21 protein-coding genes are annotated in these 26980 nt (G+C 44.6%); all 21 read left to right on the top strand.

Annotated features, from left to right (window positions below; genetic code table 11):
* The first annotated feature begins 251 nt into the window (after positions 1 to 251).
* The 21 genes from ACFORF_RS10845 (at position 252) to ACFORF_RS10745 (ending at position 26971) form a co-directional block, all read left to right on the top strand.
* Positions 252 to 995 (top strand): DeoR/GlpR family DNA-binding transcription regulator, encoded by a 744-nt coding sequence (locus ACFORF_RS10845; protein ID WP_380428230.1) that lies wholly within the window; start codon positions 252 to 254, stop codon positions 993 to 995.
* Entirely contained in the window at positions 992 to 1903 is a 912-nt protein-coding gene (gene pfkB, locus ACFORF_RS10840; protein ID WP_380428111.1) for a 1-phosphofructokinase, read from the top strand. Before ACFORF_RS10845 ends, pfkB begins: the two co-directional genes overlap by 4 nt.
* Positions 1900 to 3855, top strand: a complete 1956-nt coding sequence (locus ACFORF_RS10835; RefSeq protein WP_380428109.1) for a PTS fructose transporter subunit IIABC — start codon at positions 1900 to 1902, stop codon at positions 3853 to 3855. Before pfkB ends, ACFORF_RS10835 begins: the two co-directional genes overlap by 4 nt.
* Positions 3856 to 4118: 263 nt before the next feature.
* Positions 4119 to 4970, top strand: coding sequence for a hypothetical protein (locus tag ACFORF_RS10830; RefSeq protein ID WP_380428107.1), 852 nt, complete (start codon positions 4119 to 4121; stop codon positions 4968 to 4970).
* A 193-nt stretch (positions 4971 to 5163) separates the two neighbouring features.
* Complete coding sequence (locus ACFORF_RS10825; RefSeq protein WP_380428105.1) at positions 5164 to 6432, top strand: carbohydrate-binding domain-containing protein; 1269 nt, start codon at positions 5164 to 5166, stop codon at positions 6430 to 6432.
* Between the two features lie 455 nt (positions 6433 to 6887).
* Positions 6888 to 7262 (top strand): DUF1149 family protein, encoded by a 375-nt coding sequence (locus ACFORF_RS10820; RefSeq protein ID WP_380428103.1) that lies wholly within the window; start codon positions 6888 to 6890, stop codon positions 7260 to 7262.
* A 1-nt stretch (position 7263) separates the two neighbouring features.
* Entirely contained in the window at positions 7264 to 8118 is an 855-nt protein-coding gene (locus ACFORF_RS10815; protein WP_380428101.1) for a DegV family protein, read from the top strand.
* Between the two features lie 30 nt (positions 8119 to 8148).
* Positions 8149 to 8916: a 4-hydroxy-tetrahydrodipicolinate reductase gene (gene dapB, locus ACFORF_RS10810; RefSeq protein ID WP_380428099.1), complete on the top strand. Its 768-nt coding sequence runs from the start codon at positions 8149 to 8151 to the stop codon at positions 8914 to 8916.
* Between the two features lie 16 nt (positions 8917 to 8932).
* Entirely contained in the window at positions 8933 to 9103 is a 171-nt protein-coding gene (locus tag ACFORF_RS10805) for a hypothetical protein (RefSeq protein WP_380428098.1), read from the top strand.
* A gap of 14 nt (positions 9104 to 9117) precedes the next feature.
* Positions 9118 to 10320, top strand: coding sequence for a CCA tRNA nucleotidyltransferase (locus ACFORF_RS10800; protein WP_380428096.1), 1203 nt, complete (start codon positions 9118 to 9120; stop codon positions 10318 to 10320).
* Positions 10321 to 10345: 25 nt separating this feature from the next.
* Entirely contained in the window at positions 10346 to 11662 is a 1317-nt protein-coding gene (locus ACFORF_RS10795) for a phosphoribosyltransferase-like protein (RefSeq protein WP_380428094.1), read from the top strand.
* 239 nt (positions 11663 to 11901) lie between these two features.
* On the top strand, positions 11902 to 12912 hold the full coding sequence (locus ACFORF_RS10790; RefSeq protein WP_380428092.1) for a retron St85 family RNA-directed DNA polymerase: 1011 nt from the start codon (positions 11902 to 11904) through the stop codon (positions 12910 to 12912).
* Positions 12913 to 12989: 77 nt separating this feature from the next.
* A complete protein-coding gene (locus ACFORF_RS10785; protein ID WP_380428090.1) occupies positions 12990 to 14858 on the top strand; it encodes an ABC-F family ATP-binding cassette domain-containing protein in 1869 nt (622 codons plus the stop codon).
* Between the two features lie 42 nt (positions 14859 to 14900).
* Positions 14901 to 15374, top strand: a complete 474-nt coding sequence (locus tag ACFORF_RS10780; RefSeq protein ID WP_380428088.1) for a GNAT family N-acetyltransferase — start codon at positions 14901 to 14903, stop codon at positions 15372 to 15374.
* A gap of 189 nt (positions 15375 to 15563) precedes the next feature.
* Complete coding sequence (locus ACFORF_RS10775; protein WP_380428086.1) at positions 15564 to 17312, top strand: ABC transporter ATP-binding protein; 1749 nt, start codon at positions 15564 to 15566, stop codon at positions 17310 to 17312.
* Positions 17312 to 19087 carry an ABC transporter ATP-binding protein gene (locus ACFORF_RS10770; RefSeq protein ID WP_380428084.1) on the top strand — a complete coding sequence of 592 codons (1776 nt, stop codon included), beginning with the start codon at positions 17312 to 17314 and terminating at the stop codon, positions 19085 to 19087. Before ACFORF_RS10775 ends, ACFORF_RS10770 begins: the two co-directional genes overlap by 1 nt.
* A 440-nt stretch (positions 19088 to 19527) precedes the next feature.
* Entirely contained in the window at positions 19528 to 20784 is a 1257-nt protein-coding gene (locus ACFORF_RS10765; protein WP_380428082.1) for a UDP-N-acetylglucosamine 1-carboxyvinyltransferase, read from the top strand.
* 1206 nt (positions 20785 to 21990) lie between these two features.
* A complete protein-coding gene (locus ACFORF_RS10760) occupies positions 21991 to 22860 on the top strand; it encodes a hypothetical protein (RefSeq protein WP_380428080.1) in 870 nt (289 codons plus the stop codon).
* A gap of 11 nt (positions 22861 to 22871) precedes the next feature.
* The gene (locus tag ACFORF_RS10755) at positions 22872 to 23891 is read left to right on the top strand and encodes a LacI family DNA-binding transcriptional regulator (protein WP_380428078.1); all 1020 of its coding nucleotides are present in this window, start codon (positions 22872 to 22874) and stop codon (positions 23889 to 23891) included.
* A 212-nt stretch (positions 23892 to 24103) separates the two neighbouring features.
* Entirely contained in the window at positions 24104 to 24991 is an 888-nt protein-coding gene (locus tag ACFORF_RS10750; RefSeq protein WP_380428076.1) for a MurR/RpiR family transcriptional regulator, read from the top strand.
* A 141-nt stretch (positions 24992 to 25132) separates the two neighbouring features.
* Complete coding sequence (locus tag ACFORF_RS10745) at positions 25133 to 26971, top strand: beta-glucoside-specific PTS transporter subunit IIABC (protein ID WP_380428074.1); 1839 nt, start codon at positions 25133 to 25135, stop codon at positions 26969 to 26971.
* Positions 26972 to 26980 lie beyond the last annotated feature (9 nt).

Raw genomic sequence — 26980 nt, 5'->3', positions numbered from 1 at the left:
TCTTCTTGTAAACAGTATAGAATAAAAAAAGGTTTAGAATCAACGTTTTTTGAGGACGTTATCTAAGCCTTTTACAATTTCTGAGAGTTTTTGCCCAGACTCTTTTTCATTTTCTGAAAGGTTATGATAGTTTTCAAAATGATAACGGAACCAAAATGATATTTTTTGAAAGATTTTGATAGAAAGTGATTGACAGAGACAAAAAATGAGGTATAATAGGTTTTGTAAACGATTGCGAGGAGGTGCTGTTTATTTTAAAATCTGAACGCAAACGCTTCATTACGGATAAGATTCGTGAAGAAAACACGGTCTCTTTGGAAGAATTGACCAATTTATTGGAAACTTCTGAGTCGACTATCCGTCGTGATTTGGATGAGCTGGAGAGTGAAAATAAATTACGCCGAGTCCATGGTGGTGCAGAACGCATCGCAAGCCTGCAAGAAGAACTCAGCAATCAGGAAAAATCCATCAAAAACGTTCAAGAAAAGATGGCCATTGCTAAAGAAGCCTTGGCTCAGATTGATGAAGGAGATGTGGTTTTCATTGATGCTGGGACAACAACGGAGCTCTTGGTCCGTGAGTTGACCTTCAAACAGGTGACTGTGGTGACCAATTCCATCCACCATGCGTCCAAGTTGGTTGAACGAGGAATTCAGACCATTATTATCGGTGGTTTTGTTAAGCAGTCGACGGATGCTTCCGTCGGTCAGCTAGCTGTTGAGCAGATTAAACGGCTCAATTTCGACAAGGCTTTTCTGGGGATGAATGGGGTAGATGAAAATTTCTTTACGACACCAGATTTGGAAGAGGCAGTGATTAAGCAGTTGATTATTGAAAATGCACGCAAGGCCTACGTTTTGGTGGATAACACCAAACTCAGTCAGACTTCCTTTGTCAAGGTAACTGGCATTGAGAAGGCTAGCGTTATTACCAATAAATCACTGAATGTTTTAACGAAGAATCTCAAGGAGAAAACGGAGGTTATGGAGGTATGATTTATACAGTTACCTTGAACCCGTCCATTGACTTTATCGTTCGTTTGGACCATGTTGAGACCGGTAGTGTCAACCGCATGGACAGCGATGATAAGTTTGCGGGGGGGAAAGGTATCAACGTCAGTCGAATCCTGCAACGGATTGGCTACGACAATACAGCGACTGGTTTTCTAGGTGGCTTTACAGGCAAATTCGTTGAAGACGGACTTGTGGCTGAAGGCATCAAGACCCAATTTGTTGCGGTGGACCAAGATACACGGATCAACGTGAAAATCAAGGCCGACCAAGAGACAGAAATCAACGGAGCTGGTCCAGATGTGACCACAGCCCAGTTGGAGGAACTCAAGCGGGTTCTGTCGGGCTTGTCAGCAGATGATACCGTCGTCTTTGCAGGTTCGGCACCAGCCAGTCTTGGTAATCAGGTCTACAATGAACTGATTCCATTGGTTCGGGAAACGGGTGCTCAGGTGGTCTGTGACTTTGAAGGGCAGACCTTGCTGGATAGCCTGGCCTACCAACCTCTTCTGGTCAAACCAAATAACCACGAGCTGGAAGCCATCTTTGGTGTCGAGCTCAACGGTATTGATGATGTGGAAACCTACGCTCGTCAGATTTTGGCCAAGGGTGCCCAAAATGTTATCATTTCCATGGCAGGCGATGGCGCCTTGCTTGTGACACCTGAGGCAACTTATTTTGCTAAGCCTATCAAGGGTGTCGTGAAAAACTCTGTCGGAGCTGGGGACTCGATGGTCGCAGGCTTTACAGGTGAATTTGTTCATTCTAAGGATCCGCTGGAAGCCCTCAAATGGGGTGTCGCCTGCGGAACCGCAACGGCCTTCTCAGATGATTTGGCCAGCATTGACTTTATCAAAGAAACTTACCAACAAGTAGAAGTGGAGAAAAGATGAAAATTCAGGATGTTTTAAACAAAAACGTGATGTTGCTGGACTTGCAAGCAACAACAAAAGAAGCTGCCATCGATGAAATGATTAACAGCTTGGTTGCCAACGGTGTCGTGACGGACTTTGATACTTTCAAAGCGGGTATCATGAACCGTGAAGCCCAAACTTCAACAGGTCTTGGAGATGGTATTGCTATGCCACATGCTAAGAACGCAGCAGTGAAAGAAGCGACTGTACTCTTTGCTAAATCAGCTAACGGCCTTGACTATGCCTCATTAGATGGTCAACCAACAGACCTCTTCTTCATGATTGCAGCTCCAGAAGGGGCAAACGACACTCACTTGGCTGCTCTTGCTGAATTGTCTAAGTACTTGATGAAGCCAGGTTTTGCGGACAAATTGCGTGTCGCAAACTCAGCGGCTGAAGTGATTGCAACCTTTGACGCAGAAGAAGCTGCATCTGCAGCGACAGAAGTTGCTCCAGCAGCAGTTTCAGATGACCAACCTCTCATTGTAGCAGTAACAGCTTGTACAACAGGGATTGCTCACACCTTCATGGCTGAGGAAGCACTCATCAAGGCTGGTAAAGAAATGGGCGTTAACGTCCGCGTCGAAACCAACGGTGCTTCTGGTGTTGGCAACCGTTTGACGGCAGATGAAATTGCGAAAGCTGCAGGTGTTATCATCGCAGCGGACAAGGCTGTTGAAACAGACCGCTTCGACGGAAAACAGCTTATCTCTAAACCAGTTGCGACTGGTATTCGTCAACCAGAAGAGTTGATCCAAACCATCTTGGATGGCCGTGCAGAAACCTTCACTGCTAAAAACGCTAGTGTACAAGCAAGTACATCTGATGAGAAATCGTCAGCAGGTCAAGCCTTCTACAAACACCTCATGAGCGGTGTCTCTCAAATGTTGCCATTCGTTATCGGTGGCGGTATCATGATTGCCCTTGCCTTCCTCTTTGACAATATCATGGGTGTGCCAAAAGATAGTCTTGGAAATCTTGGGTCTTACCATGAAATTTCATCCATCTTCATGAAGATTGGTCAAGCGGCTTTTGGTTTCATGTTGCCAGTCTTTGCTGGATATGTAGCATACTCAATCGCTGAAAAACCAGGTTTGGTTTCTGGTTTCGTAGCTGGTGCCATTGCTTCAAGTGGATTGGCTTATGGAAAAGTAGCTTATGCTGCGGGCGGTGAAGCAACCTCTGCTCTTGCTGGAGTTCCTTCTGGATTCCTTGGTGCCCTTGTAGGTGGTTTTGTAGCAGGTTATGTGGTTCTTGCCATTAAAAAATATGTGAAAGTTCCTCGCTCATTGGAAGGTGCTAAGTCTATCTTGTTCTTGCCACTCCTCGGCGTTATGGCAACAGGCTTGCTCATGCTCTTCATCAACATTCCTATGGCTGCGATCAACACTGCGCTTAATAACTTCTTGACAAGCTTGTCAGGTAGCTCAGCTGTTCTCCTTGGTCTTCTTGTTGGTGGAATGATGGCAGTTGATATGGGTGGTCCTGTTAACAAGGCAGCTTACGTCTTTGGTACAGGTACACTTGCTGCAACAGTTGCTGACGGTGGTTCAGTCGTTATGGCGGCTGTAATGGCTGGTGGTATGGTTCCACCTCTTGCAGTCTTTGTTGCAACCCTTCTCTTTAAAAATAAATTTACGCAAGAAGAGCGTGACTCAGGTTTGACCAACATCATTATGGGTCTTTCCTTCATCACTGAAGGTGCCATTCCGTTTGCGGCTGCTGACCCAGCTCGTGCGATTCCAAGTTTCGTTGCAGGTTCAGCTCTTGCTGGTGCCCTTGTAGGTCTCTCTGGTATTAAGCTTCTTGCTCCTCACGGAGGACTCTTCGTAATCGCTCTTACAAGCAACCCACTCCTTTACATCCTCTTCATCTTGATTGGTGCGGTGGTGTCAGGTGTTCTCTTCGGAGCTCTTCGTAAAGCTAAATAATTGTGAACGAACGTGACTTTCGACTGGGTGAACGGTAGTATAGCCTGTCTCTTAGTTCCTCGTCTGAACGTTCATTTCATTACAGAATAAACACTCAGAATTTTTTCTGGGTGTTTTTTGGACCTTGTAACGGTTTGATATTTGTAGATATTTATCAGGTTACTGTCTCTTAAACATGGTATAATAGGGAATGTAAAAGACTTAGTTCAGCAGGTTTTCTGCTCTGCTATGATCTAGACGTGAAATGAGGAGTGTGACAGGCCGTGGGCTCGAAGAATCATCGGAAGCAGTTGGAGCATCTTTTGTTAATAGACCGGACGACGCGCAAGCCTCTCGTATGGGCCAGTGAGCGACAAGCCTTTCGGGGCCGAGGATTTCAGGCGACAGATGAGCTGTCGACCCTTAAGTTTACTGGTATCTATCAAGATGTGATTAAACCATTGGCACTTAAGATAGAAGAAGGTTCTGCTCAAGCAGCAGAGGCTATAAACTTGGATGGAATTCAGCACGTTATTGACTTGGAGTTGACAGGGATGGATTTTCTCTCATGGACAGAATTTCTTGAAACGCGGTGGTTAGATAAGCGCGCACTCGAAGGAGGGTTTCTGATAACGCCCTATCATCAGGCCACAGGACAGACTATTCCAATCTTGCAGAGGGCGGGGATTCTAGACCTTAAGTTACAGGCTATCATGCGAGAGGTTACTAGTCCGAATGCCTTTTTCACTTGGGCTCAGATCGCCTATCAGACCAGCTACGCCTATCTCTTGGCGGGGGACGATCTCTTTCTACTGCGGGACGAGTTGCTCAAGACCTTTGATGCCTATTATGCGGCTAAGTTCTTCTTGGCTCCGCTCCCTCAGTTCCGCGAGGAGATTGCTCGGATTATATCCTATAATATCGTCCAGATGGATGATAGCACCTTTTCAGTGCCTCCGTCTGAGCCGACTGATCAAGCTATTCAGTTGGATCTTTTTGGGCAAATAGCAGAGCAGCAAGCACCTAGCGCTGCTATGAAAACCCGCATTAAGGACTGGAACTATAATCGTCTCTTGACCGTGGAATCAGCCCTCGCTGCTGACCGCCAACCCTTTTTTGACTATGTTCTGGGCTAAGAGCGATTTCTCAGAAAGACTAAGGATGCAATCTGCAGCCAGTGTTTTAGTAGTCTGTTCTGCAATTCGGGTAGCATGTATAGTCATCTTCTTTAAACATTCTTAAATAAAACGAGATTAGATATTCCTTAAGGTTTCTTTTAGTCAGGGCTGATAGACTAATGTCAGTTAAAACTAAAGGAGACTTTTTCTTATGAAGCACAAAATAAAATTATTAGTCCCAGCTGTCCTGATGGCGGTATCTTTGGCAGCTTGCTCGACGCAAACTTCAGAGAGCAAAACATCGACAGCTACAGTGACGACTACAACTTCAACAAGCACTTCCTCTAGTCAGTCAACGACAGCTAATACAGAATATTTCACTGATACTGATATGACTGATACTTATGATGAGTCTTCGGCATCAACCATCAAGCTTTCTGGTTCATCTGCGACCGTATCTGGAAATGGCGTATCTGTTTCCGGTTCAGTAGTGAAAATTACTGCTGGTGGTACCTATATCATTTCTGGTGAGAGTGATGGGGTACAAATTTTAGTCGAAGCTAGTGACAGCGATAAGGTTCAATTGGTACTTAATGGCATGACCATGACAGGGACTGATGCTTTGATTGCGGTAACCAATGCAGACAAGGTTGTAGTAACAAGTGCAGCTGGCACTAACAATATCATCGAAGATTCAGCTAACCGTACCGCGACGGACTACAGCGCAGCCATTTACTCTAAAAAAGACATCACCTTTAATGGTTCTGGTAGTCTGACCGTAACAGGGAACTACAATAATGCCATCAAGGGGAATGACGATGTCAAGTTCACAGGCGGTACTTACACGATTACATCGACGGTGAAACATGCGGTGTCTGCCAATGATGCCCTCAATATCACTAACTCAACCATGACCATCACAGCAGCAGAAGATGCTCTCCACTCAGACAATGATGAAGATACAACCATGGGGAACCTCTACATCCAGTCTGGTAACATCACCATCAATGCAGGTGACGATGCCGTCCATGCCTCAAATGACTTGGTCGTAGATGGTGGAACTATCGACATTCAATCTTCTGTTGAAGGGATGGAAGGAAAAACGGTAACGATCAATGATGGAGATATCAAAATTGTCGCATCTGATGATGGTATTAACGCCTCTGACTGGGCCTTCACAGGTGGTGACATGGATGTGCAACCAGATGTGTCCTTGACCGTAAATGGTGGTAATCTGACTATTGAAATGGCGTCAGGCGATACCGATGCCCTTGACTCAAACGGTGATCTCACCGTAACTGGAGGTACCATCACCGTGACGGGGCAATCAGCCTTTGACTTCAGCGGAAATGCAAGCTACACAGGCGGAACGCTGATCGTCAACGGAGAAACGGTCAATGAAATCACCGAATCCATGATGGGTGGCGGTGCACCTAGAGGACAAGGCGGCCCAGGACAAGGTAGACCTGGTGGTCAATAATTTGAAAAATAATCTTTAGGAGGTTGGGTATAAAGTCCAACCTCGCTATGTAGAGTTCGTTTTAACATTCTAACGCAGTGGTTGGGAGCCTTTCTGCTGGCTTTGCCAGCTTAGAAAGGCCCCTGCACAGTTCATTAGGTGCTTTAGCACCAATGAACCACTGCTGAATGAGCTCTAATACGCTGATGTTGTTAGCTTTTAGAACTTTAACGAATGTGGGAAACTTTGTTTCCCTTATTTCCAACCTCCAACAGTCACTTCCCTGACAGTTGGAGCTGTGTGGGGTGGGAAGACGAGCTCTTTTTTTGATTTTAGGGGTGCTTTCCTACTCCATTTTTATGACCTTTAGGACCTTATTATTTCTTTCTTTTAATGCTTTCTTATCTATGGTATAATGGTAAGGTATTTTACAGAAAAGAAAGTCAATCAGATGGAATATTCTGAGGAGGAACAAGATGGAACTTAAACGTGAAAAAGAATTTGTCAACCAGTATCACTACAATGCCCGTAACTTGGAATGGGAAAAAGAACACGAAGCGCCTAAAACTGGAGCACAAGTTAATTTCCAATTGGTGAAAAAAGATCAGGAAAACAAGGTGACCTCACTGATAACTATTCTACAAATGACAGTGGTTCACGATGACTTTGTTATTAATGCTATGATTTCACAGATGAGCCATATTCAAGGCCGAATTGTCAATGAAATTAAGGAACTTTCTCAGCCTGAGGTTCAAGAATTGGCTGCACCGCTATTGGACATGGTCAAACGCTTGACCTTTGAAGTAACAGAAATCGCCTTGGATCGTCCAGGAGTAAATTTGGAGTTTTAAGATGAAGTTAGCAGTTGTAACGGACTCAACGGCTTATCTGAGCCAGAAAACCTACCAACAAGACTGTCTTTTTGTGTTAGATGTGCCCGTGATGATTGGTCAAACGACCTATGTTGAGCATAAAAACCTAGAGCAGGACCAGTTTTATCAGTTGATGGCAGCTTCATCAGACTTGCCTAAGACGAGTCAGCCATCTCTGGCAGAATTGGATGAACTCTTATCAAATCTTGAGAGTTCTGGTTACACCCATGTCATCGGGCTTTTCCTTGCGGGTGGGATTTCTGGTTTTCACCAGACCATTCAATTTTTGATTGATGAGCATCCTCGATTGACGATTGCCTTTCCGGATTCCAAGCTAACTAGTGTCCCACTTGGCCAGATGGTTGAGAAGGTTTTGGACAATAGCAGAGCTGGACTGGATTTTGAGACGATTATGGAACGTCTACAAGTGCAGATTGACCGCTCAACAGCCTTTATCATGGTTGATGACCTCAATCACTTGGTTAAGGGAGGACGCTTGTCCAATGGCTCTGCTATTTTGGGCAACCTCTTGTCGATCAAGCCAATTTTGCGCTTTGATGAGGATGGGAAAATTGTGGTCTACGAGAAGGTTCGCACAGAGAAAAAGGCCATTAAGCGTTTGATTGAGATTTTGAAAGAGATTACGGCTGATGGAAGCTATCAAGTGGCTGTTTTGCATACCAACGCAGAAGATAAGGCTGAGCAGTTTAAGCAATTATTGTTAGCAGAAACTGACTTGTCTGAGGACTATTTAACCGTGGCACCACTCAACTGCGTTATTGCGACACACTTGGGTGAGGGAGCTGTTGCCTTTGGTTTATCACCTTTGGTGTAAGGTTGTTGGTTACTAGAAAAGGAGAATACGATGGCGATTAAGGTTATCATTGCAGGATTTAAGGGAAAAATGGGCAGCACGGCTGTCCAGATGGTACAGGCTGACCCTGAGCTAGAGTTGGTCGGTCTCTTGGACCCCTTTGCGACTGAAAAAGAGGTTGAAGGCGTGCCTGTCTTCACCGATAAGGCGGACTTGGTGGGCTTCTCTGCTGATGTCTGGGTGGATTTTACGACCCCTGCGGTCGCTTATGATAACACTCGTTTTGCTCTTGAGCAGGGCTTTGCCCCTGTCGTGGGGACGACTGGCTTTACCGAGGCACAAATCGCCGAGCTGGTTGACTTGTCTCGTCAGAAAAAGCTGGGTGGCTTGATTGCCCCTAACTTTGCGATTGGCGCTATCCTCTTGATGGAATTTGCCCAGAAAGCGGCCAAGTATTTCCCAGATGTGGAGATCATCGAGCTCCATCACGATAAGAAAAAAGATGCGCCGTCAGGCACGGCCATTAAGACCGCAGAGCTCCTGCGTGAGACCCGTCAAAGCAAGCCACAAGGGGCTGCTGACGAAGAGGAGTTGCTGGCAGGAGCACGCGGGGCGGAAGTGGACGGCATGCGGATTCATTCCGTGCGCTTGCCAGGGCTTGTTGCCCATCAGGAAGTCATCTTTGGAGCGCAGGGTGAGGGTCTGACCCTTCGTCATGATTCCTATGACCGTGTATCCTTTATGAGCGGGGTCAATATCGGAATTAAGGCTGTGGTCACGCGTGACCAACTTGTTTACGGATTAGAGAACTTATTGTAGTCTGTGGAGCAATACCATGATTGAAATTTTTGGAGTTGCCTATACGTATCGAGAATTATTTTTCACGGTTCTTGCAGTAGGCTTTGTTATCTGGTTGGCCTTTATTGGCACACGAGCAGAAGATAGTATCAAACGCAAAAAGCATGCCATTCTGGAAGACGAATACCGCAAGCGTTTTGACGATTAGAACGAGAATTGGATATGAAATTAACAACCTTGCCTTCTGAATTTCAGAGGGCTTTACCCATATTAGAGAAAATTAAGGTAGCGGGCTTCGAGGCCTATTTTGTCGGTGGCTCAGTTCGGGATGCCATCCTGGGACGCCCCATTCATGACGTGGACATCGCCACCTCCAGCTATCCAGAAGAGACCAAGCAGATTTTCCCCCGAACAGTGGACATCGGTATTGAGCACGGAACGGTCTTGGTCCTTGCGGACGATGATGAGTACGAAGTGACGACCTTTCGGACCGAGGATGTCTATGTGGACTACCGCAGACCGTCTGGGGTGACCTTTGTGCGGTCTCTGGATGAGGACCTACTGCGACGGGACTTTACGGTCAATGCTTTTGCACTAGACGAGACTGGGACAGTTGTGGACCTTTTTGGTGGCTTGATGGATTTGGATAACCGCCTACTCCGTGCGGTAGGAGTGCCAGCCGAGCGGTTCCAAGAGGATGCCCTGCGAATTATGCGCGGCTTTCGTTTTGTGGCCAGCCTTGGCTTTACCCTCGAGCCTGCGACTTTTGGGGCAATGGCAGAGCTGGCACCCTTGCTCGAGAAGATTTCCGTGGAGCGGGTCTTCATCGAGTTTGACAAGCTCTTGACCGCACCCTTTTGGCAGGCTGGTCTGACCAGCCTGATAGCGAGTTGTGCCTATGACTTTCTGCCTGATATGGCTGAAAAAGGAGCAGAGCTTGAGACCTTGCGTGATGACTTTGCTAACGGCTACCAGTTTACCAGCTCTGAACAGGCTTGGGCTGCTCTGCTATTAGCCCTAAACATCAGAGACGTCAAACCCTTCCTGAAAAAATGGAAAACCTCCAATGATTTTCAGAAAGCGGTCGACCAGCTGGTGTCTGCCTACCGTGAGCGCTTGAGTGCGGAGCCCAGTCGTCAGCTGGTCTACCGCTATGGCAAGGACTGCCTACTTTTGGTGGAAGACCTCAGACAGGCCAAGGGCTTATCCAGCCAGCCAGCGCTGATCCAGCAATTAGACGAGGAGCTCCCTATCCACTCCAAGCAAGATATGGCTATCACCGGGCGAGACCTGATCCAAGACTTCGGCCTCACACCAGGCCCCCAGCTGGGCGACATTCTGGACGAGCTGGAACGATCAATTGTGGCAGGGGAAGTGGGGAATGAGAGGGAGGAAGTCTGGGAGTGGGTAATAACAAAATTATAATATTTTAGCTAGTGGTAAGTTTGATATGGAACAAGAAGAGAGAAGGCAAGAGTTTTCTGAAATAGTTGATTGTTTTTTTAAAAGAAATAATTTAAGTCCAAGCCTTGACGAGCATTATTTGAGACATTTTAGAAGAAAGTTTGGACGATTTTTATCTCAAATACCAGAAGGAACTGATGTCAGAGTAAAAAATATGATTTTGATGTGCATACGCAATGATTATATTTATTATTCTAGACAGAAAATTGTTGAAATATTTCGTGCTTTTCATAGAAAACTCATGGATAATGGAGTTGATATAGATTCATGCCTTTTTGCCTCGGTACTAAACAAACAAACTCATAAACATAATAGTTCAATTGCATTAAGTGCTTTATATTTAGAAGCAAATGAACTAGATAATCGATTGTCTATATATTTCAATAGTATCATTGATATTGAAATGAGTTACCGTAATCATCTCAATGGTAAAGAAGGATTTGAGCACTATAATCAAAATATCTTTGAAAAGGAATCACATAAAGAGAGGTCTAGGTGTACGAAACTACTAAGAGGTAAGAAGTATTTATTGTTACTAGATGATTATACCGGTACTGGTGGGACAATTCGTGATTTCTTACAGATTATACATTCTTATTTACCTGAGGGGATTTTTGTTATTGTATTTTGTATTCATGCAACAGAAGATGCAAAAATAATTTTAGAAAATACTTTAAGAGAACTAAATATTACAGGGCAATTTATTAAGTATGAGAGTTCAACAAAATATTTTCGCGATAATCCTGAACTAGAGAGAATTATTACGGAGTTCGAGAGTACTGTTGTACATAATCGAGAAGATAATTACACATTGGGATATAACAAAACGGAATCAGTAGTCACAACTTATAGAAATACACCAAATAATACGTTGAGTTTGTTTTGGAGAGAGAACTTGAATGAACCAGTCTGGTACCCGATATTTCCGAGATCAGGAAAAAGTGTTTCACGAACAAATAGTCGGTGGGTAGCTTGTTCAAATCAGGTGAGATGGTTTTTAAGTACTAGAGGTATCGTGGGTGAGGAACAGGATAAGTTGCTACTTTTGATGTATCTGAGAGATAATAGTAGAATAAGTGTCGCTTTGAAAGAAATTGAATTAGATAAGATTTTATGTTATAATCCAGGTATTATACAGGAATGTCAAACGATGTCATTGGTTACAGACAATCTTGAGTTAACGCCTCAAGGACTTCAATTTCTAAGTGGTAAGCATCTTGATTCTATAAATCTTACTGAAATAGAAAGAGAATACGAGGTTAAAGCGTTAAAACAAGATTTATCGATTAAGATTGATTTTTGAGTTAGAGTGTCTGATAGGCGAGTCGTCCTATCTAAGAAATAATGTTTACAATAGTCTATCGTTATCTAACTTCATTAGATAACGATGACAATTTTACTAGCGTAAAATTAGTCATAGGGCAGGTCGCTTGTGAGGCCACCGCTTTTATCCTGCCCTATAGGAAAAACTTGATTGCATCAAGGGATTATTAGATTTAAGTATCTCAAAAATTATTCAATAGTTTACGGGAGTAATTACTAATGACTGAGGAATTTGATATTCCTGTATTTTTAACTTTGGAAGATTTAAGGAAAAGTATAGGAATTAATAAAAAATTTTTTTATAGTGTTCTTTTTGATAAAAAGCAATTTTATAAACAGGCTAGAATTCCCAAAAAAAATGGGGAATATAGAACGCTAAATATTCCTACTTTAGGACTGAAATCAGTACAGAGATGGATTTTAGATAACATATTATATAAAATTCCTGTAGAAAAAGAGGCTACAGGTTTTGTTCCTCAAAAATCCATAGTGGATAATGCTAATTTACATTTGGCAAAAAAATATATACTGAAAATAGATATCATAAATTTTTTTCCTAGCATTAATTTTGCTATGGTACGCTCTGTATTCATAAAATATGGTATTCTTCCAGAGATTGCAACAGCCTTAGCAAATATATGTACACAAAATAGCGAGTTACCACAGGGTTCTCCTACGAGTCCATATTTAGCTAATATTGTATGTAGTACTCTGGATAAGCGACTTTCAACGTTATGCAAACATAACGGACTAATTTATACAAGATATGCTGATGATATAACTATTTCAGGAAGTAGAAGTTTTTTCTGGATAAAACCTTTGATTGAAGAGATAATAATTTCACAAGGATTTTCTTTAAATGAATCTAAAACAATTATGTTGAAACCAGGAGACCGGAAGAGAGTTACAGGGATTATAGTTAATGAAAAATTATCAGTTCCGAAATCTGTTACTAGAAATCTACGAAAAAATATATATTATATAAAAAAATTCGGTTTAGGTAATCATTTAGAAAAAACTGGGCTTCCTCTATCTGAGAAGCAGTATAAAGCTCATCTTTATGGAATTGCTAACTTTATTAAAATGGTGGATTTAAATAAAGGTCTTGAATTTATTAGTCAATTGGATTCTGTGTTTTCTCAAGTAGAAGAATATAATTTTTTAAGCACTAGCCTTGAAAAAGAATTTATTTGGGACGAAAATGAATGGCGGATATTCAAGAAAACATAGTATTTTAGGTGTGCTTATTAATAGCACACCTAAAATTTTAAGTAGTTAAATATAAATATTTTTTAGAAAGCACCACCATGTCAAACTTTATCGTAGAACACTTAACTAAGTCCGTTGGGGACAAGACGGTTTTTCGGGACATCAGTTTTATCGTCCATGAGCTGGATCGGATTGGGCTGATTGGAGTCAACGGCACGGGCAAGACCACGCTCCTTGACGTTCTGTCGGGGCGGTCTGGCTTTGACGGCGACCGCTCGCCCTTTACCGCTGCCAAGGGCTACACCATCAGTTACCTGACCCAAGAGCCTGATTTTGACGACAGCAAGTCTGTCCTAGACACGGTTCTCTCGTCGGATTTAAGGGAAATGGCAGTGCTGAAACGCTATGAAGCTCTGCTATTGGACTACTCAGAAGAGAGCCAGAAAGAGCTGGAAAAGGTCATGGCAGAAATGGATGCGCTGGACGTCTGGTCAATCGAGAGCGAGGTCAAAACGGTCCTGAGCAAGTTAGGAATTACAGATTTGCAAGCCACCGTCGGCTCCCTGTCTGGGGGGCTGCGTCGTCGGGTTCAGCTAGCTCAGGTGCTCCTGTCAGACAGTGACCTCTTGCTTCTTGACGAGCCGACCAACCATCTGGACATTGATACCATCGCTTGGTTGACCACTTACCTGAAAACCAGCAGGAAAACAGTCCTCTTCATCACCCATGACCGCTATTTCTTGGACAATGTCGCCACCCGTATCTTTGAGCTGGCTAACAGCTCCCTTACTGAGTATCAGGGCAACTACCAAGACTATGTGCGCCTGCGAGCAGAACAGGACGAGCGAGATGCGGCTAGTCTCCACAAGAAAAAGCAACTCTACAAGCAGGAGCTGGAGTGGATGCGCCGCCAGCCGCAGGCGCGTGCGACCAAGCAACAGGCTCGGATCAATCGCTTCCATGAGCTGAAAGGGGACTCGGCAACCACGACCACCAGTACAGAGTTGGACATCACCTTTGAGACCAGTCGGATTGGCAAGAAAGTCATTAACTTTGAGCAGGTCAGCTTCTCCTATGGCGACAAGCCGATTTTGAGCAATTTTAATCTGCTCATTCAAAACAAGGATAGGATCGGCATTGTCGGAGACAATGGGGTCGGCAAGTCCACCCTGCTCAACCTGATTAGCGGAGACTTGCAAGCCACAGCTGGGACAGTTGACATGGGGGAGACTGTTCGGGTTGGCTACTTCTCGCAAAACCTTAAGGGGATGGACGAGAGCAAGCGGGTCATCAACTATCTGCAAGAGGTGGCAGACGAGGTTAAGACGACTGTCGGCACGACCAGCATTTCCGAGATTTTGGAGCAGTTTCTCTTCCCTCGCTCAACTCATGGTACCCAGATTGCCAAGCTGTCTGGTGGAGAGAAAAAACGGCTCTATCTCTTGAAAATCTTGATTGAAAAACCCAATGTCCTGCTCCTAGACGAGCCGACCAATGATTTGGACATTGCGACCTTGACAGTCTTGGAGAACTTCCTGCAAGGCTTTGCAGGTCCTGTGATTACGGTTAGCCACGACCGCTATTTCCTTGACAAGGTGGCGACCAAGATTCTAGCTTTTGAGGCTGGCGGCGTCAGGGAGTTCTTCGGTAATTACACCGACTATCTGGACGAAAAAGCCTTTGAAGCTGACAGCTCTGCTATGGTCCAAAAAATCGAAAAACCAAAGGCGGAGAAGGAAAAAGCCGAGCGCAAGCGCATGTCCTACTTTGAGAAGCAGGAATGGGCGGTCATCGAGGAGGAGATTGCCCAGCTGGAGGAGCGGATTACGGTTATTGAGGGCGAAATGGCGACCTGTGGAGCGGACTTTGCCCGCCTGTCCGACCTGCAAAAAGAGTTGGACGAGCAGAATGCCCAGCTCCTTGCCAAGTACGAGCGCTATGAGTACTTGAGTGAGTTAGAAGCCTAATCTAGTGACCAAGAGTGTCTAGAAATTGAGAAAGGAATGCGTATGCACATCACCTCTATTCAGACGTCCGAAGATGCGGCTGTTGCAGGTTTGATTCGTCAGTCTTTAGAAGCAGAAGGCCTAGCGATTCCTGGGACTGCCTACTTCGACCCGCAGTTGGACCATTTAACTAGCTACTACGCGGACCTGGATCGCTCTGCCTATTTTATCGGAAAAGTTGATGGGCAAGTTGTGGCTTGTGGTGGTTTTGGTCCTGTTACGGATGAAATCTGTGAATTGCAAAAGCTCTATGTAGATGTCGCTTTCCGCCGTCAGGGGCTAGCTAGACAACTTCTAGAGGTTATCGAAGATGCAGCCCGTCAGTCAGGCTACTCCCAGATATATCTGGAGACGACAGGACGATTAGAGGCGGCTCATCAGCTCTATCAGCAGTGTGGCTATAGCCAGCTTTCAAAACCGATTGCCAATGATGCTGGTCACCATAGTATGGACCTGTGGATGATTAAAGATTTATAAACAGACGAAGTTTGTTGAAGCTAGCCGTTTCGACTGGTCAGACAGGCTTCTTTGTTTTGAAGATATAGACATTTGAATTAACCTTGATACATCGTTGTTCTCGAATTGACGTACCTAAGTACTGTCTACGTTACAATGCCCTATTTTAAAGCTCTTCATTCGACTATAAAATGAAAGGAAAAGAAAAGTATGAAATTGATTTGGTCTTACTTGCAAAAGTATCCACGTCTTCTGGTTTTGGACCTGTTTGGTGCCCTGCTTTTTGTTGTGGTTAACCTCGGCCTACCAACGGTCTTGGCCCGTATGATTGACCAAGGGATTGCCCAGAGGGATGCGGATAAACTTTACTTTTGGACGGTCATTATGGTTCTGATTGTCCTTCTCGGAGTGATTGGGCGCGTGCTTCTGGCTTTTTCAGCCAGTAAGTTAACGACAACCATGATCAAGGACATGCGCAATGACATGTATGCCAAGCTCCAGGAATACTCCCACCAGGAGTATGAGCAAATTGGCGTTTCTTCTCTTGTAACTCGTATGACTTCAGACGCTTTTGTTTTGATGCAATTCGCAGAGCAGGCCTTGCGGATGGGGGTCATCACACCCATGATGATTGTCTTCAGTGTGGCTATGATTCTAATGACCAGTCCTTCCCTTGCCTGGATTGTCGCAGCCTGTGCGCCATTTTTAGCCTTGGTTGTCTTCTACGTGGCTGTTAAAACGCGTCCGCTCTCGGAACGCCAACAGGCGACACTCGACAAGATTAACCAATACGTGCGTGAAAATCTGATCGGACTTCGTGTTATACGTGCCTTTGCCAGAGAGGACTTCCAAGAAGAACGCTTTGACCAGCAAAATGCCTCCTATGAGCAGACCTCGCGTCAACTCTTTAAGTTAACTGGTCTGACGGAACCTCTCTTTGTGCAAATTATCATCCTCATGATTGTGGGGATTGTCTGGTTTGCCCTTGATCCACTGGCTAAAAGTCAGCTACAGATTGGAACCCTGGTTGCCTTTATCGAATATGCCTTTCATGCCCTCTTTTCCTTTCTCATGTTTGCCAATCTCTTCACCCTCTATCCAAGGATGATGGTATCGGCCCGACGGATTGAGGAAGTGATGGCCATGCCGATTTCAATTAAACCCAATAAAGATGGTGTTACTGAGACCCAAACTAAGGGATACCTTGAGTTTGACAATGTGACCTTTGCCTATCCTGGTGAGACGGAGAGTCCGGTCCTCCATAATATCTCCTTTAAGACTAGACCAGGTGAAACTATTGCCTTTATCGGGTCGACTGGTTCAGGCAAGTCTTCTCTGGTCAGTCTGGTTCCTCGTTTCTACGATGTGACCCTGGGCAAAATCTTGGTTGATGGTGTGGATGTCCGAGACTATAATCTCAAGGCCCTCCGTCAGAAGATTGGCTTTATCCCGCAGAAAGCTCTGCTATTTACCGGAACGATTGAAGAAAATCTCAAGTACGGAAAAGCAGATGCGACCTATGAGGAGTTGGACCAGGCGGCGGATGTCTCTCAGGCCAAGGTCTTTATCGAGAGTCGTGAGGAGGCCTATGCGACCCATCTGGCTGAAGGAGGCAATAACTTGTCTGGCGGGCAAAAGCAGAGGCTGTCCATCGCACGGGCTGTGGTGAAGCAGCCGGATATCTATATATTTGACGACAGCTTTTCAGCACTGGACTATAAGACGGACGCAGAATTGCGGCGACGTCTGAAAGAGGTGACTCAAGAAGCAACGGTTCTGATCGTAGCCCAACGGGTAGGGACCATTATGGACGCGGATCAAATTATCGTGCTTGATGAAGGTGAGATTGTTGGTCGCGGAACCCACGAGGAGCTGATGGAGACCAATGCCATCTACCGTGAAATTGCGGATTCCCAGCTCAAATCAGCCAGTCTGACTGAAGAAGGAGGTGAGCTCTAATGGCACAAGAACATGCTTTTAAGCGAATATGGGGCTATCTTAAACGTTATAGGTTGGGGCTCTTTGCAGCGGTTTTTCTAAAGGTTGTCTCAACGGTGATGAATGTCCTTGAACCTTTTGTCTTGGGACTCATTATTACCGAGCTGACCGCTAATATCACCGCCCTAGTCCAAGGTCAGCCTGGGGCAGGCATTAACACAACTAAGATTGCCTTACTTTTGGCCCTCTATGCAATCCGTGCCCTCTTTTATGAGCTGGGTTCATACTGGTCTAACTATGTCATGACAGATGTGGTTCAAAAGGCCATTTTTGACCTACGCCATGACCTCAGCCAGAAAATCAATCGGATGCCAGTGTCTTACTTTGACAAACACCAATTTGGAGATGTCCTAGGGCGGTTCACCAGTGATGTTGAATCAGTTTCCAACGCCCTACAACAATCTTTCCTGCAGATCATCAACGCTATCCTGTCGCTGATTTTGGTTATTGCCATGGTGCTCTATCTCAATGTGCAGTTGGCACTGGTGGTTATCTTTTCCATCCCTTTGACCTACCTAGTGGCACAGGTTATTTTAAAGAAATCTCAGCCCTATTTTAAGCGTCAGGCAGATGCCTTGGGGGACCTCAATGGCTTTGTTCAGGAAAATTTGACGGGCTTCAATGTCCTAAAACTTTACGGGCGTGAGGAAGCATCGACAGAGGAGTTCCGTCAGATTACGGAAAACCTTCAACAGGTTGGATTTAGAGCCAGTTTCATCTCAGGGATCATGATGCCAGCCCTTAATATGATTTCTGATAGTGCCTATGTTCTGGTTGCCTTTCTAGGTGGACTGCAGGTTCTAGCAGGTCACTTGACGGTCGGGAACATGCAGGCCTTTGTCCAATATGTCTGGCAGGTCAGTCAGCCCATTCAAACCATTACCCAGTTATCGGGTATGTTGCAGAGTGCTAAATCCTCTTTGGACCGAATTTTTGCAGTCCTGGATGAACCAGAAGAAATGGAAGCATTGACAGAAGTGCTGGACCACGATTTGACAGGGCAAGTGAGCTTTGACCATGTGTCCTTCCAATACGTGGCGGACAAGCCCTTGATTAAGGACTTTAATCTGGAGGTTAAGCCAGGAGAAATGGTGGCCATTGTTGGACCAACTGGTGCTGGTAAGACGACCTTAATCAACCTGCTCATGCGGTTCTACGATGTGACAGCCGGAAGTATTCGTGTAGATGACCACGATATTCGCCATCTCTCCCGTCAGGACCTGCGGCGCCAATTTGGGATGGTCTTGCAGGATGCCTGGCTCTATGAAGGAACCATCAAGGAAAATCTTCGCTTTGGTAACCTAAATGCCAGCGAAGATGAAATCATTGCAGCTGCCAAAGCTGCAAATGTGGACCACTTTATCCGCACCCTGCCTGGTGGCTATAACATGGAAATGAACCAAGAATCTAGTAACATTTCCCAAGGGCAAAAACAGCTCTTGACCATTGCGCGTGCCTTGCTGGCTGATCCAAAAATTCTTATCTTGGATGAAGCGACATCATCTGTAGACACGCGTTTGGAATTATTGATTCAGAAAGCCATGAAAAAACTCATGGACGGGCGGACCAGCTTTGTTATTGCCCATCGTCTGTCAACTATTCAAGAAGCCGACAAAATCCTGGTCCTCAAGGACGGGCAGATTATAGAGCAGGGGAATCACGAGACACTTCTTGCTAGCAGAGGTTTCTATTATGACCTCTACAACAGTCAGTTTGCCAATCAAAAAGAAGCATAGGATTCAAGATATCAATCCAAGTTATATTCGCATCTCACACAATATATCATGTATTGGTGAGGTGCTTTTTATCTCAAAATCTTATCTCTCTAACTTCCAGTAGAAGTATGCAACATCTACAACTGAGCTTTATTTTAATTTAGGAAAGCTGTTATTTTGCCTCGTCAGAATAAGTATACTTTTCATTGTTGATTTATTTTGGACATGGTAGGATGCCAGTAGTAGATTATGACGATAACTGCCTTCATGATTAGAGTAAAATAGTGTGATAATCATGACTGACCATTTGCCTTTGCTTGCTAACTATGGTAGAATGTAAAAGTTGACGGTATTCTCTTAGAATTTAATCCTAATAGATTAATTGTAAACTTAGAATGGTAATCTGACGCTGTTCTAAAAATAATTCTAGTAGAATATACAATGAAGAAAGTCTTAGAAGTATGCAAAAAATTGTGATTAATGGCGGTCGTCCTTTAAAGGGGGAAGTGGCCGTATCAGGAGCTAAAAATTCGGTTGTTGCCTTGATACCTGCCATTATATTAGCTGATGAGCCGGTAACACTTGATGGTGTTCCTGCTATCAGCGATGTGGATTCTTTAATTGATATCATAGAAACGATGGGGGCTAGTGTTGATCGTCAAGGGGAAACTTTAGTCATTGACCCTCGTGGGATACGTGATATTCCAATGCCCTACGGTAAGATTAATAGCTTACGGGCATCCTATTATTTCTATGGTTCCTTGCTAGGACGTTATGGACAGGCAGTGGTAGGGTTACCGGGTGGTTGTGATTTAGGACCACGTCCTATCGACTTGCATTTGAAAGCCTTTGAAGCAATGGGCGCAATCATCTCCTACGAGGGAGAGTATATGCGTCTTTCAGCGAGAGAGAACGGCCTAAACGGTGCCAATATTTATATGGACACTGTTTCTGTTGGTGCAACAATTAATACCATGTTAGCGGCTGTCAAGGCCAAGGGACGAACGGTAATTGAAAATGCGGCGCGTGAACCAGAGATTATTGATGTAGCTACTTTGCTGAATAATATGGGAGCACATATTCGAGGTGCTGGTACGGATGAAATTATCATTGAGGGCGTTGAACAGTTACACGGAACAAGGCACCAAGTGATTCCAGATCGTATTGAAGCAGGGACCTATATTGCACTTGCGGCTGCGGTTGGAGAAGGTATCCGTGTGACCAATGTTCTCTACGAACACTTGGAAGCTTTTATTGGAAAACTTAGTGAGATGGGTGTTCGGATGACTGTTGAAGAGGATGCTATCGTTGTCGATAAGCAAGAAAATCTTAAAGCTATCCATGTAAAAACCTCACCTTATCCTGGATTTGCAACTGATTTACAACAACCTCTGACACCACTATTACTAAGGGCTCAGGGACGCGGATCTATTGTAGATACAATCTATGAAAAGCGGGTGAATCATGTCCCTGAACTGGCTCGAATGGGAGCCGATATTACCACGGTTGGAACAAAAATTACCTACTCAGGCCCTAATAAATTGACTGGAGCTCCAGTCAAAGCTACTGATTTAAGGGCGGGAGCCGCACTTGTTATTGCAGGACTAATGGCAGAAGGGACTACCGAGATTACGAATATCGAGTTCATCCTTCGAGGCTATTCAAATATTATTGAAAAATTAACGCAATTGGGCGCTGATATCCGCCTGGTTGATTAGAGGAGGCTGGGTAAAAAGTCCAACCTCGCTATCTAGAGTTCGTTTTAACATTCTAACGCAGTGGTTGGTAGCCTTTCTGCTGGCTTGGCCAGCTTAGAAAGTCCCCTCCACAGGTCATTAGGTGCTTTAGCACCAATGAACCACAGCTGAATGAGCTCTAATCCGCTGATATTGTCAACTTTTAAAATCCTATCGAATGACGCAAACCTAGTTTGCGTCAGATTGAAGAAAAAGTCCATTTCGGATAATTTTCTTCAATCTTTTTTATTTTACTTAGAAAGTTAAAAATTCTCAAAAAGGTTGTTTTATCAACACTTTCGAGAGTTTTTGTTATGTAGTATTTAATCGATAAATTTCCAATATTTCAATTTCCAGTAGGGTTTGTCTACAGCCTGGCAAACCTAGTTTGCGTTTTTTCCAACCTTAAACAGTCCACCAGACTGTTGCTCACTTTCGAATTTTTAGGCTCGCACCTTTGACAGACTTTCCCCAGACTGTCAAAGCTATGTGGGGCTGGGAGTTCAAAAGGTCCGGGGGACCTTTTGAAGTTGGAAATGAAACTGACGACGTCAGTGTCAGAACGGTCCGGGGGACCTTTTGAAGTTGGAAATGAATCTGACGACGTCATTGTCAGAACGGTTCGGGGGACCTTTTGAAGTTGGAAATGAATCTGACGACGTCATTGTCAGAACGGTCCGGGGGACCTTTTGAAGTTGGAAATGAATCTGACGACGTCATTGTCAGAACGGTCCGGGGGACCTTTTGAAGTTGGAAATGAATCTGACGACGTCAGTGTCAAAACGGTCTAGGAAGAGACTGTTTCAGCCTGAGCCCATAAACCCAGAAGCGAGGTCATCGAACTCTTTCTCGCTTTTAAGATTTCTTTCCCGCTCCCTTCTTACATTTCAGAGATGATAGAAGTGCGTCTAACTGATTTGAGGCATTGTTTAGACTTGGTTTTGAGGCTTCTGAAGGAGCCTTTTCAGACTAATTTTTTGCAGAGGATTTTTCCTTATTATTGCATAGCCATAAGATTATTTCTTAGAAAATCCTTGAAATGAGGAAGAAAACGAATGCATAAGTCATTGGTATTTGCTATAATAGACATAAATGCAGTCTTTCATGCAAGCGAATGCAAAATCTGTGATGTCAAAACAACTATTTAATGAGACATGCACGAATAGTCTATTACTAAAAGGAGTTTTCATGCCTTCGTATTCATTTCCAATTTCAATTTTTATGGACATGTTGAAACCGTTACAGATTTTTGCCAATCGTTGTTCGGTGAAGATTTGGCAAGTGCTGGTTACGGCGATTGTATTGAATGGTCTGATTTTAGCTCCCTCAATTTTTCGATATAGCCGTCTTACTAGCTATGACATGGATGCTATCATGCCCTCGAATTTAAATGCTTTGACAGAGGATACTTATAAAATTCTCCAAGAAGGTACCATAAAGGCTGGTAAATATAGCGGTGAAAGTGATTTGATTCAGTCGGGGCAATCTATTGTCGCGACTTTACCCAGTCAGGCTAATTTGGAGTCAATTCGTCTGAGTGGCAAATATAGCCTGGTCCTTACGGAAACTCAGTGGCAGTTTTATTATCCTAGTGGACGTAAACTTAGTGCACAAGTCATTGGTTCGAAAAATTTGAAGGACTTAGACAGTTTATCAAGTGTTCGAGAATTTGTTAGCCACCAGTGGTTTATGAGTTACAGGAAATCAGTTCTCATTTACTTGGCTCTGATGAGTCTGGCGGTTTTCTTCACGGAGACTCTACTTGTACTGGTTGGTGGTGCAGTTGTTCTTATGCTATTTCAGAAAACTCGCCAAACCTTTCTTGGTCATTTTTCAGAAGCCCTGGGCTTGATTATGGGATGTCTCGTATTCCCAAGTGTGATAGTATTGCTTTGTAATCTTCTTGGACTTATTCAGTCTCCTTGGGGATTAGCTGCTATTCAGTTATTGGGGACAATTGCCATGATTCTATGGGTAGCACTTCTGACAAATTTTAAAGACCAAATACTGATTGAAAAACAAGAAATGATAGACTTGGATAGTCTTGAAGAAGGATAAAAGGAGATTGTATGGTTACGATAAAAGATGTGGCGTTACGAGCAGGGGTCAATGCCTCGACGGTGAGTCGTGCCCTTAAAAATAGCTCTGCTATTTCTCAAAAGACCAAGGACAAGGTTAAAAAGGCCATGGATGAACTGGGTTATGTGCCCAATGTGGCGGCTAAGATGCTGGCTAGTGGTCTGACGCATGCCATAGGTGTCGTTTTTCCGCCAGCGGCCAGTGATGAACGGGTTACCCATCCTTTTCATATGGAGGTGCTGACGGTCATTAATGAGGAAGCTAGGGAACGTGACTTCTCAGTCTCTATTGCGACTGGCAAGTCTCCAGAAGAGTTGGCTAAGCAAGTTTCTCTCATGTATCGTCAAAAGCTCGTTGATGGGTTTGTCGTTCTTTACTCAACGCGCAAGGATCCAGTTCGGGAGTATCTGTTGGAGAATGACATTCCTTTTGTGGTAGTTGGTCAGCCTGAGGATATGAGCAATGAAGCATTTTTCATTGACAATGACAACCAGCTCATGGGTCGAACAGCGGTAGATTACTTGATGAGCAAGGGCCATGAGCGGATTCTCTTTGTGACGGATGATTTGTCGACGGAGATTGTATCTGAGCGTTACCAGGGCTACGTGCGGGGCATGCAACGCAATGGCTTGAAGGTCTACGATAATCTCTTGTTTAATCGTAAGGATGCCCAATCTGTCGATGATTTTAAGGATGTTTTGGACAATAGCAGAGCTACCGCACTTATCATCATTGATGATATGTTGGCCCTACGTCTGATTCAGTTTCTGTCCTTCCAGGGCATTCGAGTGCCAGACGATATCTCTGTTCTATCCTTTAACAACTCGGTTTATGCTAAAATCACCCATCCTTACCTGACCAGTTTTGATATCAATGTGAGGAGTTTGGGTCGGTCCAGCGTTAAGCGACTTCTAGATACCATTGAACACCGAGAGGCTCAACTTGAACGCCTGATAATCCCCTTTAACCTCAAGGAAAGAGAAAGTGTCAGAGACTTGACCAAGAAATAATGTTTTTTAAAGAGTGAGTTGGCGTGCCGCCAGCTCTCTTCGTCTAACTAGCTGATTTTGGCTGGTGAGATTCTGAGTGAGTCATACTTTTCCAAAATCAAAACTATAGGTCGTTTGGTTTTCTTGCCTAATTCTAATAATGTCTGGGCTAGCCTGCCTCATCTAGTGAGATTTTGAGTGAGTATAAGTACAACTTGATGAAAGGATTTCATATGCTTTTGTTTGAACGTTTGTCTGATCAGACGGCAATGACCGAGCTAGAGCAGTCGATTGCGGATTATTTTTTAAATGTGGGCTATGAACTGGGGCAGAAGAGTTCGCGAAGCATTGCAGCAGAACTCTTCGTCTCTCCCTCAACGGTCAGTCGCTTTTGCCAGCAGGTTGGCTATTCTGGTTTTAGTGCCTTTAAGGATGCCTACCTCAAGGAACTAGATTATCTGGACCGCAATACTCAGCAAGTAGATCCCAATCGTCCCTTTACAGCTAAAGATAAGAATAAGGCTTTGGCTAATAAGATAGCCACCCTTTACAAGGACACAGTTGATGATACGTTTGATTTGGTTGAACATGATAGTTTGCAACAGGCGACACGAATGCTTTTACAGGCTAAGACCATTATCATTGGAGCAGCAGGAGACCCTCTCGAGATGGCGGAAACCTTCAAAAATCGCATGCTCAAGATTGGTAAGGCTGTTCAGGTCGAGCGGAGGGCAGATAATTTCTTCTTTCAAGCCTACAATGCCAAGCCTGATGTCTGCTTTATCCTCCTGTCATACTCTGGTGAAGTTGAAACTCTGCTTAAGACAGCGGACTTGCTTCAGCATCGTGGAATCCCTAGCTTAGCTATCACTTCCTATGGCAATAACCAGTTGGCCCGTCTGGCAGATGTGACGCTTTATCTGTCTACCCGAGAGAAGTTGGTGGATAATCTGGGGAATTTTTCCTCCCTCCTGTCCTTATCTTTTCTTCTAGATGTTCTGTATGCCAATGTTTTTACCCAAACCTACCAGGGAAATTACCAGCAACGTAAGGATGTTTCAAGAGCCTTCGAAGAACATCGCAAGTCTGATAATCCTATTATTGATGATTTTAACCAATAGCAGAGCTCCGCAACACTGTTGCGGGCTTTTTTGTATTTTGTCCGCAAATTAGGCAACAGTGTTTATAGATGATCCAAAGCCCTTGTTTCTCATCTGGAAAGCCGTTACAATAGTCCTATCAAAACAAAAGGGGTTTCGGTCATGGCCAAAGATTATATAGCATTGGCACAAACGATTATCGATAAAGTTGGAGGAGAGGATAATGTGGCCTCCCTCATCCACTGCGCAACCCGCTTGCGCTTCAACCTCAAGGATGACAGCAAGGCGCAGACAAAGGAGTTGAAAAACACCTCTGGTGTGATCAACGTGGTCCAAAGTGGTGGCCAATACCAAATCGTGATTGGTCCGGATGTCGCAGATGTCTATAAGGCCATCAATGATTTGGCGAATTTTAGTGCTGGTGGTGAGGTAGTAGCAGAAGAAGATGACAAGCGTGGCATTGCAAAGGTCCTAGATACCATCGCAGGGATGTTTGTCCCAATCACGCCTGTCATGGCTGGAGCTGGTATGATCAAGGTCATCGCTTCCTTGTCTGCCATGTTTGGCTGGTTGCAACCGACCGACACGACTTATCAATTTCTCTCAATCTTCGGAGATACGATTTTCTACTTCATGCCAGTGATTTTGGCTGCGTCTGCTGCTAAGAAGTTTAAGACCAACCAATACATGGCTATGACCTTGGGGGCAACCCTTATCAGCCCAACCTTTGTGACCATGGTAGCAACTGCCCAGGAAGCAAAGACCGGCATTGATTTCCTTGGTTTGCCCGTCACGATGGCCAAATATGGAAACTCTGTTATTCCAGTTATCTTGGCAGTTTGGTTCTTGTCTTACGTGGAGACTTTTGTGACCAAGCGGACGCCACCAGTTGTGCGGATTTTCTTTGCTCCTATGGCAACCTTCCTTATCGTAATGCCTGTGACCTTCCTCTTGATTGGTCCTCTAGGAACTTGGCTGGGGGATGGACTGAACGCCATTGTTTCTGCTATGAATACCACTGTGCCATGGTTGGTCCCAACGCTGGTCGGTGCGACAACGCCATTGCTGGTTATGGTGGGTATGCACTACGGGATTATCCCAATTGGGATCAATATGTTGGCGACCAAGGGGATTGATACGGTTGCCGGACCTGGTATGATGGTCTCAAACATCGCCCAAGGTGGTGCCGCTTTGGCCCTCGTCTTCAAAACAAAAGACAAAGACCTCAAGGGTCTGTCTGCTTCAACTGGTATTTCAGCTATCCTAGGGATTACAGAGCCTGTTCTCTACGGGGTCAACCTCAAGTACAAACGCCCCCTCTATGCTGCCATGATTGGTGGTGGGGTTGCGGGTCTCTATCTTGGTCTCATGGGCGTTGGACGTTTTGCCCAAGTGCCACCAGGCTTGCTGTCTTTGCCAAGTTACTTTAGTGCGGATGCTCCGCATGTGATCATGCATGCTGGTATTGGTTGTGCCATTGCCTTTGTTGTATCCTTCATTGCCTCTTTGATTCTTGGTTTGCCAAATGAGAAACACCCTGTAGAAGTTCCAGCAACGACTGTTTCAGATGAGACTTTTGTCGCAGTAGCTGATGGTAACTTGGTTGCTCTTGAGAATGTCAAAGACGAAGTTTTTGCTAGCAAGGCCATGGGTGACGGAGTTGCTCTGGTTCCAATAACTGGCACAATCGTGGCACCAGTCAATGGTGAGTTGACAACCGTCTTTCCAACAGGTCATGCCTATGGCATCGTACGTCCTGACGGCGTTGAGGTTCTGGTTCACATCGGCATTAACACCGTTGAACTAGCTGGTCAAGGCTTTACGTCCTTGGTTCAACAAGGTCAAACCGTTAAAGCTGGTCAAGCCATTGGAACTGTTGACCTAGAACTGGTCAAAGAAAAAGGCTACGATACCTCTATCATGACCATCATCACAGATGCCAAAGGCAAGGACATTTTTCTGAAAAACGAGGGAACTGTCTACGCAGGCGACTTATTATAGACTCATTAC

This window comes from Streptococcus caprae (genome assembly GCF_042649745.1).
Classification (GTDB): Bacteria; Bacillota; Bacilli; order Lactobacillales; family Streptococcaceae; genus Streptococcus; species Streptococcus caprae.
The sequence above is the reverse complement of the archived record's forward strand: the minus strand, read 5'-3'. Positions and strand labels throughout refer to the sequence as shown.

Coding starts and splice junctions, on each gene's coding strand:
- pfkB (WP_380428111.1), top strand. CDS start 992: ATGATTTATACAGTTACCTTGAACCCGTCCATTGACTTTATCGTTCGT.
- ACFORF_RS10835 (WP_380428109.1), top strand. CDS start 1,900: ATGAAAATTCAGGATGTTTTAAACAAAAACGTGATGTTGCTGGACTTG.
- ACFORF_RS10825 (WP_380428105.1), top strand. CDS start 5,164: ATGAAGCACAAAATAAAATTATTAGTCCCAGCTGTCCTGATGGCGGTA.
- ACFORF_RS10820 (WP_380428103.1), top strand. CDS start 6,888: ATGGAACTTAAACGTGAAAAAGAATTTGTCAACCAGTATCACTACAAT.
- ACFORF_RS10815 (WP_380428101.1), top strand. CDS start 7,264: ATGAAGTTAGCAGTTGTAACGGACTCAACGGCTTATCTGAGCCAGAAA.
- dapB (WP_380428099.1), top strand. CDS start 8,149: ATGGCGATTAAGGTTATCATTGCAGGATTTAAGGGAAAAATGGGCAGC.
- ACFORF_RS10805 (WP_380428098.1), top strand. CDS start 8,933: ATGATTGAAATTTTTGGAGTTGCCTATACGTATCGAGAATTATTTTTC.
- ACFORF_RS10800 (WP_380428096.1), top strand. CDS start 9,118: ATGAAATTAACAACCTTGCCTTCTGAATTTCAGAGGGCTTTACCCATA.
- ACFORF_RS10795 (WP_380428094.1), top strand. CDS start 10,346: ATGGAACAAGAAGAGAGAAGGCAAGAGTTTTCTGAAATAGTTGATTGT.
- ACFORF_RS10790 (WP_380428092.1), top strand. CDS start 11,902: ATGACTGAGGAATTTGATATTCCTGTATTTTTAACTTTGGAAGATTTA.
- ACFORF_RS10785 (WP_380428090.1), top strand. CDS start 12,990: ATGTCAAACTTTATCGTAGAACACTTAACTAAGTCCGTTGGGGACAAG.
- ACFORF_RS10780 (WP_380428088.1), top strand. CDS start 14,901: ATGCACATCACCTCTATTCAGACGTCCGAAGATGCGGCTGTTGCAGGT.
- ACFORF_RS10775 (WP_380428086.1), top strand. CDS start 15,564: ATGAAATTGATTTGGTCTTACTTGCAAAAGTATCCACGTCTTCTGGTT.
- ACFORF_RS10770 (WP_380428084.1), top strand. CDS start 17,312: ATGGCACAAGAACATGCTTTTAAGCGAATATGGGGCTATCTTAAACGT.
- ACFORF_RS10765 (WP_380428082.1), top strand. CDS start 19,528: ATGCAAAAAATTGTGATTAATGGCGGTCGTCCTTTAAAGGGGGAAGTG.
- ACFORF_RS10760 (WP_380428080.1), top strand. CDS start 21,991: ATGCCTTCGTATTCATTTCCAATTTCAATTTTTATGGACATGTTGAAA.
- ACFORF_RS10755 (WP_380428078.1), top strand. CDS start 22,872: ATGGTTACGATAAAAGATGTGGCGTTACGAGCAGGGGTCAATGCCTCG.
- ACFORF_RS10750 (WP_380428076.1), top strand. CDS start 24,104: ATGCTTTTGTTTGAACGTTTGTCTGATCAGACGGCAATGACCGAGCTA.
- ACFORF_RS10745 (WP_380428074.1), top strand. CDS start 25,133: ATGGCCAAAGATTATATAGCATTGGCACAAACGATTATCGATAAAGTT.